We start from the raw sequence: 12518 nt of genomic DNA, 5'->3' as shown, positions 1-12518 counted from the left end.
GCTTAGGCGAAGGCCTGAAGCCCCGTGATCGCGCGGCCGAGGATCAGCGCATGGACGTCATGCGTGCCCTCGTAGGTGTTCACGGTTTCGAGGTTCACCATATGGCGCATGATCTGGAATTCTTCCGAAATCCCGTTGCCGCCATGCATGTCGCGCGATTGGCGCGCGATGTGCAAAGCCTTGCCGCAGTTGTTGCGCTTGATGATCGAGATCATCTCGGGCGCGGCATTGCCCGCATCCATCAGCCGCCCGACCTGAAGCGCCGCCTGAAGGCCAAGCGTGATCTCGGTCATCATATCGGCAAGCTTGAGCTGGAAAAGCTGCGTCTGGGCCAACGGCTTGTTGAACTGTTTGCGGTCAAGCCCGTATTGGCGCGCGGCGTGGAAACAGAATTCCGCCGCCCCCATCGCGCCCCAGGCAATCCCGTAACGCGCACGGTTGAGACAGCCGAACGGACCTTTCAGCCCCTCGACATAGGGCAAAAGCGCGTCCTCGCCGACTTCGACATTCTCCAGCACGATCTCGCCGGTGATCGAGGCGCGCAGGCTCAGCTTGCCCTGAATTTTCGGCGCGGACAGCCCCTTGGTGCCCTTGTCGAGAACAAAGCCGCGGATCTTGCCGCCATGGGCCTCGGACTTGGCCCAGACCACGAAAACATCGGCGATCGGCGCGTTCGAGATCCACATTTTCGCACCATTGAGGACATAACCGCCCTCGGACTTTTTCGCCGTGGTGCGCATCCCGCCCGGATCGGAGCCGGCATCGGGCTCGGTCAGGCCGAAACAGCCGATCCATTCGCCCGAAGCGAGTTTCGGCAGATATTTGCGGCGCTGCTCTTCGCTGCCATAGGCATAGATCGGATACATCACCAGCGAACTTTGCACCGACATCATGCTGCGATAGCCCGAATCGACACGCTCGACCTCGCGGGCGACCAGACCGTAGCTGACGTAATTCGCGCCAAGCCCGCCGTATTCCTCGGGGATGGTGACGCCCAAAAGCCCCATCTCGCCCATTTCGGCAAAAATCGCGGGATCGGTTTTTTCCTCGCGATAAGCCTCGATCACGCGCGGCTGGAGCTTGTCTTGCGCATAGGCCCGCGCCGCATCGCGCAGCATCCGCTCGTCCTCGCTTAAAAGACCGGACAGATCCAACGGATCCTCCCAGTTGAAACGAGCAAGCTCGGGGCGTTCCTTGGCTTTAAGCGGAGCAGGTTGCGTCATGGTCATCCCATCGGCTGAATATGCGGTTTGGGTCTAATCTAACCCATCTTGTTCTTGCCTTGAAATGAGAATGCATCCTTAGTTCATGCGCAACCCTCATGAGCGGATGATGATGGCCAAGGCTTACACGCCCACCCTGTCGGAGCTTCAGGCCTTTGTCGCCTGCGGGAAAGCCCTGTCGACGACCGATGCGGCAAAGGATCTGGGTCTGACGCAAAGCGCGGTCAGCCGCGCGGTGATCTCGCTCGAAAGCCGCATGGGGGTGGCGCTGTTTCACCGCACACGTCAGCGCCTGAGCCTGTCCGATACCGGCCGCGCCTTTTTGCCCGATGCGCAGGCGATCCTGAGCGATCTCGACCGCTCGGTGCTGCGCGCCATGGCCTTCGGCTCCAATCAGGTGATCCGGCTGGCCTGCCTGCCGACGCTCGCCGAGCGCTGGTTGGTCCCCAAACTGGCGGGTTTTGCCAAGATCGCGCCGCATGTGACCTTCGATCTGTCGTCGCGCCTCGACATGCCCGACTTTGCGACCAGCCGCCTCGACATGGCGATCCACCATGTCGATCAGGCCCCCGCCGGCGCGCAGGTCGTGCCGCTGATGGCCGAATATCTGATCGCGGTGGCCAGCCCCGCCCTTGCCCGCCAGATCCGTTTCGATACCGAGGCGCAGCAGATCGACGAGGAAAACCGCCTGCTCACCCGTTATCCGCTGCTGCAGCAGGAGACCCGCCCGCATCTGTGGCTCGATTGGTTCGGCTTGACCGAGATCGACCCCGTGACCTTCAGCCGCGGCGCGCGTTTCGCCCATTTCGGCATGGTGGTGACGGCGGCGAAAGCGGGGATGGGCGTGGGGCTGGTCCCCGAAATTCTGGTCGAGGAGGAGTTGCGCCAAGGCACCCTCGCCCGTGCCAGCGACCGGCGGCTGCGCGGCTCGACCTATGCGCTGGTCACGCCCGCCAAGCGCGAGACGGAAAGCGGCCCCGAGGCCGAATTCCGCGACTGGCTGCTCACCGAGGCGCAGCGCTACGGCGAGGCTTGAGGCGGCGCTAGGCCCTGCGCACCAGCTCTTCTTCCAGCCGCGCGACCAGATCGGTGCGGGTGACGATACCGACGACGCGGCCCTGTTCGAGGATCGGAACCGCCTCGCGCAGGCCTTCGGCAAGCAGCGGCAAAAGCGCGGTCGCGGGGCTGTCTGCGGCAAGGCGGGGCCCGTCCGAGCGCATGATCTCGCGCGCATAGACATGGCCCGCGACCGGATCGCGCCCCATCGCCTGCCGCAAAGCCGCGCGAAAACCGCCGGTATCGCGCCGCGCCTGCTCGACCGCGAAACGGATCAGATGGATCTGGAAAATCATGCCGCGAAACTGCCCGTCATCCTCGGTCACCGGCAGCGCGGTATAGCCCAGCCGCGCGAAAAGATCGGCGACCTGATCAAGCGAGGTCAGCGGCCGCACCGTCACCGGATCGCGCGTCATGACCTCGCCGCAGGTCAGATTGCCCAGACGCAGGTTGGCCGCGCGGTCTTCGGCCGCCGCGATCAGGCGGGCAAGATCCTCGACCCCGATGTTCTGGGTCTGGCGGAAATCGGCCAGAAGATCGCCCAGTTCCTCGCGCGTCAGGCCAAGCGGATCGCGTTGGGGTTCCTCGTCCATTTCAGGCACATGCGGGGTGTCGGCCTGCCGGAACGGATAGCGCCGCCCCGTCGCGCGCGCATAGGGAACCGCCAGCAGCGACAAAATCGCCGTGCCCAGCATCACCGGCGAGAGCACGAAAAGAAAGCCGCTTTGGCTGACCTCGGCAGGGCTGAGCGCCGCAATCAGCGCCACCGCGCCCCCCGGCGGATGAAGCGCGCGGCACAGATGCATCAGCAAAACCGCACCGCCCATCGCGCAGGCAAGCCGCAGCATCGGATCGGGGATCCAGAGCACCGCCGCCACGCCCGCAACCGCCGCGACCCCGTTGCCGACAATCGCGGACCAGGGCTGAGCCAAGGGGCTGTTCGGAACCGCGAACATCAAGAACGCGCTCGCCCCGAAAGGCGCGAGCATATGAAGGCCAAGCCCCGCCCCGAGCGGTGTGAAGGCGATCAGTGCCTCGAGCAAAAGCACCGCAAGGAAGGCCCCGAAGGCCGCACGCGCGATCTCGGTGCCGCGCGCGGCTCCCATCGCCGGACCAAGCTGCCTGAGGCTGAAGCGCGGGGCGGGCTGGGTCATGGCATGTCCTTTTGATCGGAGGTTTCCGGCCGTCTCAGGCCAGAGGTTTGGTCAGGTAGAGCCGCACTTTCAGCCCGCCATGCGCGACATAGGGGCCGACTTCAAGCGGCAGGCCCGTGGCCTTGGCCAACGAGGCTTCGCTGGTCACGATCGCGACACGCCAGCCGGAAAACCGCTCGCGCAGGACCTGACCCAAAGCACCGTGGAGCGCGAAAAGCGGCTTTTTATTGCCGATCCGCGCGCCATAGGGCGGGTTGATGATGACCAGCCCGTTCGGGCCTTCGGGCGGGGTGATGTCGCTGATCGAGCGATTCTCGAAGACCACCAGATCGCCCACACCCGCGCGTTCAGCGTTCTTTTTGGAGGACTGCACCGCACCCGCGTCGCGGTCGCTGCCGTAAAAGCGGAAAGCGGGCGCGGGATTTCGGGCACCCCGACGCAGAGCCTCGAAGGCTTTGGCATCGAAGGTCGCGAAATCCTCGAAGGCGAAACGGCGCGAGCGGCCCGGTTGCAGGCCAAGCGCGATCTCGGCCGCTTCGATCGGGAAGGTTCCCGAGCCGCACATCGGGTCCATCACCGGCTCGTGGCCGTCGAAACCGGCCTCGCGCAGGAACATCGCGGCCATCGTTTCACGCATCGGCGCTTTGCCGACGGCTTCCTTATGGCCGCGTTTGTGCAGGGATTCGCCGGTGGAATCGAGCGAGATGGTGCAAAGGTCATCCTCGATCCGCACCTTCACGACCAAGGTCGCGGCGGGATCAAGGGTTGCGCCCAATTCCTCGACCAGCGCCTTCTCGACACGCTGGGTCGCGGCACCCGCGTGATAGATCTTGGAATGTTTGGTCGTCGTTTCGACACGCAGCGGGACGTCCTTGCGCAGGAAATCCGCCCAGGGGAACTTGCGCGAGCGTTTGTCGAGCTGCGCCAGATGGAGCGCGCGGAAAGAGCCGATCCGCACCAGCACCCGCGTTGCACCACGCAGCTCGAGATTGGCGCGCCAAACATCGGGCCAGCCACCGCGGAAGGTAATGCCGCCGTCACCCGCGGCGGCATCAAAGCCCGCCTCGCGGGTTTCGGCCAGAAGCGGGGCCTCGAGCCCCGGCGTGGCGACCAGATAGATGTCGAATTGCGCGTCTTTTTCCATTCGGCCCAGATAGACCGAATGCGGCGCTTGGGCCAGATAAAAGGCGCGTCTAGGCAGCGTCGCGCGACAGGTAACGCTCGGCGAGATTGACCCAATAGGCCGCGCCCAAGGCCAGCGCCTCGTCGTTGAAGTCGAATTTCGGATTGTGCAGCCCCGGATCATCCGGCCCTTTGGCGGTCCCGAGAAAGAAATAGCTGCCGGGCTTTTCGACAAGGAAATAGCCGAAATCCTCGCTGCCCATCATCGGGCGCGCGAAATCGACGGTCAGCGCCTCGCCCCACATCTCGCGCGAGAGGTCGCGGGCAAAGGCGGTCTCGGCGGCATGGTTGATCGTCGCATCATAGCTGCGCTGGTAATCGACCTTGGCGGTCAGCCCGAAGCTTTCGGCCTGCGCGGTCGCGATCCGTTTGATGCGCCGCTCGATCTCGTCGCGCACCTCGGGGCTGAAGCTGCGGATGCCGACGACGATTTCCGCGCTAGACGGGATGATGTTGCTGACGGTGCCGCCGTGGAAAGCCGCGACCGTGACAACCGCCGGATCCAGCGCGGCGATATTGCGCGAGACGATGCTTTGCAGCGCCGTGACGATCGCGGCCCCCGCCACGATCGGATCGGCGGTCAGCTCTGGCGTCGAGCCGTGGCCGCCGTTGCCCTGCACCGTGATGAAACACTCGTCCACCGCCGCCATGATCGGCCCGTCGCGGAAGGTGAACTGGCCAAGCGGCAGGCTCGGGTCGTTGTGCATGCCGAAAACCGCATCGACGGGGAAACGCTCGAAGACGCCCTCTTCGACCATGATCTTCGCACCGCCCCAGTTTTCCTCGGCGGGCTGGAAGATCAGATGGATGGTGCCGTCGAAATTCCTGCGCTCGGCCAGAGTCCGCGCGGCCGCCAGAAGTGTCGCGGTATGGCCGTCATGGCCGCAGGCATGCATCAGGCCGGCGGTCTTGCTGGCATAAGGCGCGCCGGTTTCCTCGATGATCGGCAGCGCATCCATATCGGCGCGCAGCCCGATGGCGCGATTGCCCGAGCCCGCGCGCAGGGTGGCGATCACGCCGGTTTTCGCCAGACCGCGCGTCACCTCGTAGCCGTAGCTTTCAAGCGCCGCCGCCACGACATCCGAGGTGCGCGCCTCTTCGAGGCCAAGCTCGGGATGGGCGTGGAAATCGCGGCGCATCGCGATGAACTCGTCCAATGCAACGATGTCTTTCGGGGTGATCAGGGTCATGTCAAAGGCCTCGGGTCGGAATGCGGTTCTCGAAGAAACGGAAGATCACCACAAGGATCACCGTCAGCAGGAAATAGATCAGCGCCAGCAGCAAAAGCGGCTCGTAGGTCAGAAGCGTGTTCGAGCGAACCCGCGACATCACGCCGTAAAGATCGACGACGGTGATCGTCGCGACAAGCGGCGTCGACTTCAGTTGCAGCACGGTTTCGCCGTTCAGCGTCGGCAATGCGCGGTGGAGCGCGCGCGGCAGCCAGATTCGCCAGAACAGCTTGAACCGTCCCATACCGAAAGCACGCCCCGCCTGCAATTCGCCCGAAGGAACGCCCGCGAAAGCGCCGCGCATGACCTCGGCCTCGTAGGCGGCGAAAGAGATCGTCAGCGCAGCGACCCCGTAGGGCCATGCCTCGCGCAGATAGGGCCAAAGGAAAGAGCCGCGCAGGCCGGGGATCATCGGGAAAAGCGAACCCAAGCCGTAATAAAGCAGCCAAAGCTGGAGAAGAAGCGGCGTGCCGCGGATCACGGTGCAGAAGGTCTTGGCGGGCGCGGCCAGCCACCACGGCCCCGTCACCTGCACCAGCCCCAAGGGCAGCGCGATCAGGAAACCAAGCACCACGCTGGAGGCGAGCATGGCCAAAGTGACCCAAAGTCCCTTCCAGATCAGGCCCTGATACTCGGGCAGCCAGTACCATTGCCCGTAACGCGCCGCCATTGCCACGATCAGGAAGGCGATGGCGATCATGACGATGCGGTGGGGCTTCAGCCAACGCTCTCGGGGCTCGGATTCAGGGGGCGTGGCGGTGCGGATGCCGGACAGATCGCTCATGCGCGTGCCTCCGCGATGCCGCGACGCGCGCGCCGCTCGATCTGGCGGATGATAACGCTCGAGACCAGCGTCAGCGCCAGATAAAGCGCACCCGCCGCAAGGAAGAAGAGCAGGTAATGCTTGGTCGCCCCCGCCGCCTGACGCGTGACCAGCGTCAGCTCGCTAAAGCCCACCACCGCCAGAAGCGCGGTATCTTTGGTCGCGATCAGCCACAGGTTCGCAAGGCCAGGAATGGCAAAGGGCAGCATGGCGGGCAAGGTCACGCGGCGCAGCACTTTGGCGGGCGACATGCCATAGGCGCGCGCGGCCTCGATCTGGCCGGGTGCAATGGATTTGATCGCACCGCGGATGACCTCGGTCGCGTAAGCGCCCTGCACGATGCCGATGACGAAAATCCCTGCCGCGAGACCCGAGATGTCGACCGGCCCGCGTCCCATCGCCGCCATGAGCTGGTTGAGCAGATCGGTGCCCGCATAATAGAGGATCAGGATCAGCACCAGCTCGGGGACCGCGCGGACCACGGTGGTATAGACCTCCATCAGGTCGCGGATGACCGGCCCGCCGTAAAGCTTGCCCATCGCGCCGCCGATCCCGAGGCACAGCCCCAATGCATAGCCGCCGACCGCGATCTGGATCGTGCGCAGGAAGCCGGTCAGAAGCACACCGCCCCAACCCGGAGGTGAGAGGGCCAAGAGCCCCCAATCGATTACTGCCATCCTGACCTCCCGCGCATTATCCGGTCTTGGGGCGCGCCGGACCTGCCGCCGCGCCAGTCGTCATGCGAAGCGTCCCGCCCCGCCGCTCCGCTCAATCGCCGAAAATGTCGAAATCGAAGTATTTCGCGTTGAATTCGGCATATTTGCCGTTCTCGCGAATGCCTTTGATCGCGGCGTTCAGCTTGTCCTTGAGCTCGGTGTCGGATTTGCGCAGACCGATGCCCGCACCATCCGCCAGAACGTCCTGATCATCGACAACCGTGCCCTTCATGTCGCAGCAGGCTTTGCCCGCTTCCGAATTCAGAAACTCCTTCATCGCGATATCATCAGCCTCGATCGCGTCGATCCGACCCGCGACGAGATCGTTGTTGGCCTCGTCCTGCGTCTGGTATTCGCGCAGCGTCGCACCAGCGGGAACGAAGTGCTTTTGTGCATAGAACAGGTGGCGCGTGCCGACCTGCGCGCCCAGGATCTTGTCGGAAAGCCCCTCGGGGGTGGCCTCGAAATCCAGATCCTTGAGACCGATCACCGCCGATTTCGACTTGTAGTAGGAATCGGTGAAATCGATCGTCTTGAGTCGGTCGTTGGTGATCGACATCGAGGTGATGATCATGTCGATCTTGCCGGCGTTGAGCGCCGGAATGATCCCGTCCCACGACAGGGGCGTGATCACGCAGTCCAGCTTGGCTTCTTCGCAGACGGCTTTTGCGAAATCGACCTCCCAGCCGGTCCAGTTTCCGGCGGCATCGGGGACGGTGAAGGGCGGATAGGGCTCGGCCGAGATCCCGACCTTGAGCGGCTGGGCGGCGGCGGGCGCAATGCCGGCCAGCCCAGCAATCGCGGCAACAGACAGAGTAGCGAGCAGTTTTTTCATGATCTTCCCTGTTGGTTTTATCGTTTCGCTATCGGCACTTGGTGGTGAAATCTAATGGCTCGACTGGATGAAGCGCTTGAGCCGTTCCGAGCGCGGGGCATCGAAAATCTGTTCGGGCGTGCCCTGTTCCTCGATGACGCCGCCGTGGAAAAAGACGATGCGGTCGGCAACATTGCGGGCGAATTTCATCTCGTGGGTGACAAGGATCATGGTGCGGTTTTCGCGCGCGAGGTCGCCGATCACGCCCAGAACCTCGCCCACCAACTCGGGATCGAGCGCCGAGGTCGGCTCGTCGAACAGCATCACCTCGGGATCGACGGCGACGGCGCGGGCAATCGCCGCGCGCTGCTGTTGGCCGCCCGACAGGAACGCCGGATAGGCGTCGCGCTTTTCGTAAAGACCCACGCGTCTAAGCAGGGTTTCCGCCGTGGCGATCGCCTGATCCTTGGGAATGCCCAGAACATGGACCGGCGCCTCGATCACGTTTTGCAAGACGGTGCGGTGCTGCCAGAGGTTGAAGCTTTGAAAGACCATCGCCAGACGGGCGCGGATGCGTTCGACCTGTTTGCGGTCCGCAGGCACCTGCCCGCCGCGCCGGTCGGATTTCATGGCGATCGTCTCGCCATGGACGGTGATGCGGCCCGCGCTTGGCGTCTCGAGCAGGTTGATGCAGCGCAGGAAGGTCGATTTCCCCGAGCCCGAGCCGCCGATAATCGCGATCACCTCGCCCTTGCGCGCCTCGAGCGAGACGCCCTTGAGCACCTCGAGCGCGCCGAAGCGCTTGTGCAGATCCGTGACTTCAATCGCATTCGCGCCATCATCCAACGGCAATCCCCCCATCGTTGCCCGCGCCACGCAGAGCAAGCTCCGCACGCCGGCCGTTCCGATCCTCTCCCTGCCGGTCTGCGGCTCCTCTTCCGCGCGCCGGTAGGTGGTTTCCCGCATTCTCGCGAATCAGCGTTTCGCGGAATTCCGTGTTCAGAATATCCGATCCGCGAGAAAACTATACTCTTGAATAATTATTATTCAGTTGCATAGTTTCTCTTTGAGACCTTGAAAATCACATGAGATTTCAAGGGAAAACAAGGGGTGCCCGATGATTCGCCCCAAGCGGATCGGGCAAAAACCAAGCGGAGAACGGGCAGGAATGGCGACGACCTTCCGACGCATGCAGGATTTCGACCGCCGTGCCGAACTGGTGCGCGCGACGCTGGACTGCATTGCCGACAAAGGCATCCAGGGCACGACCGTGCGTGCCGTCGCGACCTATGCCGGTGTCAGCAACGGGCTGATCCGCCACCATTTCGCCTCCAAGGAAAACATGATCCTCGCGGCTTACCGCGAGACGGTCGAGATGATCACCGCGCCGGGCCGCGCCGTGATCGAGGCGGTCGAACTGCCCCCGCACGAGCGCCTCGCGCGGTTCATCCGCGTCAGCATCGGCGGCTCGGTCGCCGATCCGCGGGTTTTCTCGCTTTGGGCGACCTTCATCGCGCAGGTCAATGTCGATCCCGAAATGGCGCGCATCCATGACGAAGGCCACCTGCCCTATCGCGACGCGCTCGAGCCGATGATCGCCGCGATCATGGCGGCCGAAAACCGCGCGCTCGGCGATCTGCGCCGCAACCGCCTTGCCATTGCCCTCAACGCGCTCATCGACGGGCTCTGGCTGGAGGGCTGTCTGTTCAAGGACGACCACACCTCCGACGACTATGTCGCGCTCGGCCTAGAAACCGCCGAGGCGCTTTTGGGCGTCACCCTGCCGCGCGATTTCGCGCCGCTCGACGCTCCGCCACCCTCTGCCGCAAAGGATTGACCATGCGCTATGCCTCCATGACCGAACGGCTGGCCGATCTCGGCTCCAACAAATGGGAGCTGCATGCCGAGGGCCGCGCCCTGGCCCGCGCCGGAAAGCCCGTGATCGAGCTGACCATCGGCGAGCCCGACATTGCACCCGACGAGACGCTGCTTGATGTCTGCAACGACGCGATGCGCGCCGGTCGCACGCGCTATTCCAACGGTCGCGGCGAGCCGGCGGTGCTCGACGCTTTGGCCGCGAAATACAGCGCCCGCAGCGGTCGCACGATCACCACCGACAATGTTTTGTGCTTCCCCGGCACCCAGACCGCGCTGTTTTCGGTCTTCATGGCGGTGGTCGAGGCGGGCGACGAGGTGCTGGTTCCCGATCCTTATTACGCGACCTATGAAAGCGTGATCCGCGCCCCCGGCGCGACGGTCGTGCCGGTACCTTTGCGCAAGGAAAACCGCTTCCACCTTGCCGCTGCCGATCTTGAAGCCGCGATCACGCCGCGCACGCGCGCGCTGCTGCTCAATTCGCCGCACAACCCCTCGGGGGCGGTGCTGGGCCTCGACGAGATCCGCGCCATCGGCGAGATCTGCCGCAAACATGACCTGTGGCTGATCTCGGACGAGGTTTACGAGCATCTGATCTTCGACGGCGGCTTTGCCTCGCCGCTCGATCTGCCGGAACTGGCCGAGCGCACGGTGGTGGTCTCGTCGATCTCGAAATCCCATGCCGCGCCGGGGTTCCGCTCGGGCTGGGCGATCGGGCCGGCCGAATTCTGCGCGCGGCTTTTGCCGATCTCGGAATCGATGCTGTTCGGCGGCCAGCCCTTTATCGCCGACATGACCGCCCATGCGCTTGCCCACGACCTGCCGACCTCGCGCATCATGCGCGAGCAATACGGCCGCCGCGCCGCGCTTGTGGCCGACCGTCTGGGCCGTGTCGCGGGGCTCGAGCCGATCCCGCCCGAAGCGGGCATGTTCATTCTGGTCGATGTCGCGGCAACGCGGCTGAGCGGCGAGGCTTTCGCGCGCAGCCTGCTCGACAATGTGCTGGTCTCGGTCATGCCGGGTTCGTCCTTCGGGGCCGAGGCCGAAAGCCTGATCCGCCTCAGCCTGACCGTACCCGACGAGACCTTGCTTGAAGCCTGCGAGCGGATCGCGGCCCATACCGGCGAACTGATGTCGAAACAGGGCCTCGACGCCCTTCGCGCGCTCGTCTGAGGCGGCACCAATCCGAAAAGGTCGCGGGCGGAAGGAGGAGCCGGCCGCGATCCAAGCCAAAGGAACGCAAAACACCGGCGCAAGCGCGCCATCCGGGAGGAGTTTGGAATGCATTTCGGCCTGAGCGAAGAACAGGAGATGATCGTCAAGACGGTCCGCGAATTCGTCGAAAACGAGATCTACCCCCATGAGGCCGAGGTCGAGCGCCTTGGCCATGTCCCCCTTGAGCTGGGCGAAGAGATCAAGCGCAAGGTCATTGATCTGGGCTTTTACGCCTCGAACTTTCCCGAAGAAGCCGGCGGCCCCGGCCTGTCGCATGTCGATTTCGCTTTGGTCGAGCGCGAGCTGGGCCGCGGCTCGATGGCACTGACGCATTTCTTCGGCCGTCCGCAGAATATCCTGATGGCCTGCGAGGGCGAACAGATCGCGCGCTACCGCGACCCCGCCGTGCGCGGCGAGCTGATGGATGCTTTGGCCATGACCGAGCCCGATGCCGGATCGGATGTGCGCGGCATGAAGACCACAGCGCGGCGCGAGGGTGGCGATTGGGTCCTGAACGGCACCAAACATTTCATCTCGGGTGCGGAGCACGCCGATTTCGTTATCGTTTTCGTAGCGACGGGCGAGGAAACCGCCGGAAACGGCATGGTGAAAAAGCAGATCACCACCTTCCTTGTCGATCGCGGCACGCCGGGCTTTACCATCCGCGACGGCTACAAATCCGTCAGCCATCGCGGTTACAAAAACATGATCCTCGAATTCGAGGATTGCCGCCTGCCCGATGCGCAGGTTCTGGGCAAGGTTGGCGGCGGGTTCGAGGTGATGAACGACTGGCTTTACGCCACCCGCATCACGGTCGCGACCATGGCGGTCGGGCGCGCGCGCCGCGTCTTCGACATGATGCTGGACTATGCCGCGCAAAGGAAACAATTCGGCCAGCCGATCGGCCGCTTCCAAGGTGTTGGCTTCCAGATCGCTGATTCCATTACCGAAATCGACGCGGCCGATTGGCTGACCTTGGCCGCCGCCTGGCGTCTGGACCAAGGGCTGCCCGCCAACCGCGAGATCGCCTCGGCCAAGGTTTACGCCTCGGAAATGCTGGCCCGCGTCACCGACCGCGCCATTCAGGTTTACGGCGGCATGGGGCTGATGGACGATTTCCCGATCGAGCGTTTCTGGCGCGATGCCCGCGTCGAGCGGATCTGGGACGGCACCTCGGAAATCCAGCGCCATATCATCTCGCGCGATCTGCTGCGACCTTTGGGGGCCTAAG

At 64.1% G+C, this 12518-nt stretch carries 12 protein-coding genes; 4 read left to right on the top strand and 8 right to left on the bottom strand.

Going from position 1 to position 12518, the window contains the following annotated elements:
- Window positions 1-2: 2 nt before the first annotated feature.
- The gene (locus ACFFUC_RS18150; protein WP_377688331.1) at window positions 3-1223 is read right to left on the bottom strand and encodes an acyl-CoA dehydrogenase; all 1221 of its coding nucleotides are present in this window, start codon (window positions 1221-1223) and stop codon (window positions 3-5) included.
- A gap of 109 nt (window positions 1224-1332) precedes the next feature.
- On the opposite strand from ACFFUC_RS18150, the gene ACFFUC_RS18145 reads away from it, so the two are divergent.
- Window positions 1333-2259 carry a LysR family transcriptional regulator gene (locus ACFFUC_RS18145; protein WP_377688330.1) on the top strand — a complete coding sequence of 309 codons (927 nt, stop codon included), beginning with the start codon at window positions 1333-1335 and terminating at the stop codon, window positions 2257-2259.
- 7 nt (window positions 2260-2266) lie between these two features.
- Here ACFFUC_RS18145 and ACFFUC_RS18140 read toward each other — a convergent pair whose 3' ends face one another.
- From ACFFUC_RS18140 to ACFFUC_RS18110, 7 genes are all read right to left on the bottom strand, one after another.
- Window positions 2267-3433, bottom strand: coding sequence for an HPP family protein (locus ACFFUC_RS18140; RefSeq protein ID WP_377688329.1), 1167 nt, complete (start codon window positions 3431-3433; stop codon window positions 2267-2269).
- A 34-nt stretch (window positions 3434-3467) separates the two neighbouring features.
- Complete coding sequence (locus ACFFUC_RS18135; protein ID WP_377688328.1) at window positions 3468-4577, bottom strand: THUMP domain-containing class I SAM-dependent RNA methyltransferase; 1110 nt, start codon at window positions 4575-4577, stop codon at window positions 3468-3470.
- A 49-nt stretch (window positions 4578-4626) separates the two neighbouring features.
- Window positions 4627-5805, bottom strand: coding sequence for a M20 aminoacylase family protein (locus tag ACFFUC_RS18130; protein WP_377688327.1), 1179 nt, complete (start codon window positions 5803-5805; stop codon window positions 4627-4629).
- A gap of 1 nt (window position 5806) precedes the next feature.
- Window positions 5807-6544: an ABC transporter permease subunit gene (locus ACFFUC_RS18125; RefSeq protein ID WP_377688687.1), complete on the bottom strand. Its 738-nt coding sequence runs from the start codon at window positions 6542-6544 to the stop codon at window positions 5807-5809.
- A gap of 80 nt (window positions 6545-6624) precedes the next feature.
- Window positions 6625-7344: an ABC transporter permease gene (locus ACFFUC_RS18120; RefSeq protein WP_377688326.1), complete on the bottom strand. Its 720-nt coding sequence runs from the start codon at window positions 7342-7344 to the stop codon at window positions 6625-6627.
- Between the two features lie 91 nt (window positions 7345-7435).
- A complete protein-coding gene (locus tag ACFFUC_RS18115) occupies window positions 7436-8218 on the bottom strand; it encodes a transporter substrate-binding domain-containing protein (protein WP_377688325.1) in 783 nt (260 codons plus the stop codon).
- 51 nt (window positions 8219-8269) lie between these two features.
- Entirely contained in the window at window positions 8270-9049 is a 780-nt protein-coding gene (locus ACFFUC_RS18110) for an ABC transporter ATP-binding protein (protein ID WP_377688324.1), read from the bottom strand.
- A 316-nt stretch (window positions 9050-9365) separates the two neighbouring features.
- On the opposite strand from ACFFUC_RS18110, the gene ACFFUC_RS18105 reads away from it, so the two are divergent.
- From ACFFUC_RS18105 to ACFFUC_RS18095, 3 genes are all read left to right on the top strand, one after another.
- On the top strand, window positions 9366-10034 hold the full coding sequence (locus ACFFUC_RS18105; protein WP_377688323.1) for a TetR family transcriptional regulator C-terminal domain-containing protein: 669 nt from the start codon (window positions 9366-9368) through the stop codon (window positions 10032-10034).
- 2 nt (window positions 10035-10036) lie between these two features.
- Window positions 10037-11245: a pyridoxal phosphate-dependent aminotransferase gene (locus ACFFUC_RS18100; RefSeq protein ID WP_377688322.1), complete on the top strand. Its 1209-nt coding sequence runs from the start codon at window positions 10037-10039 to the stop codon at window positions 11243-11245.
- Window positions 11246-11353: 108 nt separating this feature from the next.
- Complete coding sequence (locus ACFFUC_RS18095) at window positions 11354-12517, top strand: acyl-CoA dehydrogenase family protein (RefSeq protein WP_377688321.1); 1164 nt, start codon at window positions 11354-11356, stop codon at window positions 12515-12517.
- The last annotated feature ends 1 nt before the right edge of the window (window position 12518 follow it).

Source organism: Paracoccus cavernae, assembly GCF_042430175.1.
Lineage (GTDB): Bacteria > Pseudomonadota > Alphaproteobacteria > Rhodobacterales > Rhodobacteraceae > Paracoccus > Paracoccus cavernae.
The sequence above is the reverse complement of the archived record's forward strand: the minus strand, read 5'-3'. Positions and strand labels throughout refer to the sequence as shown.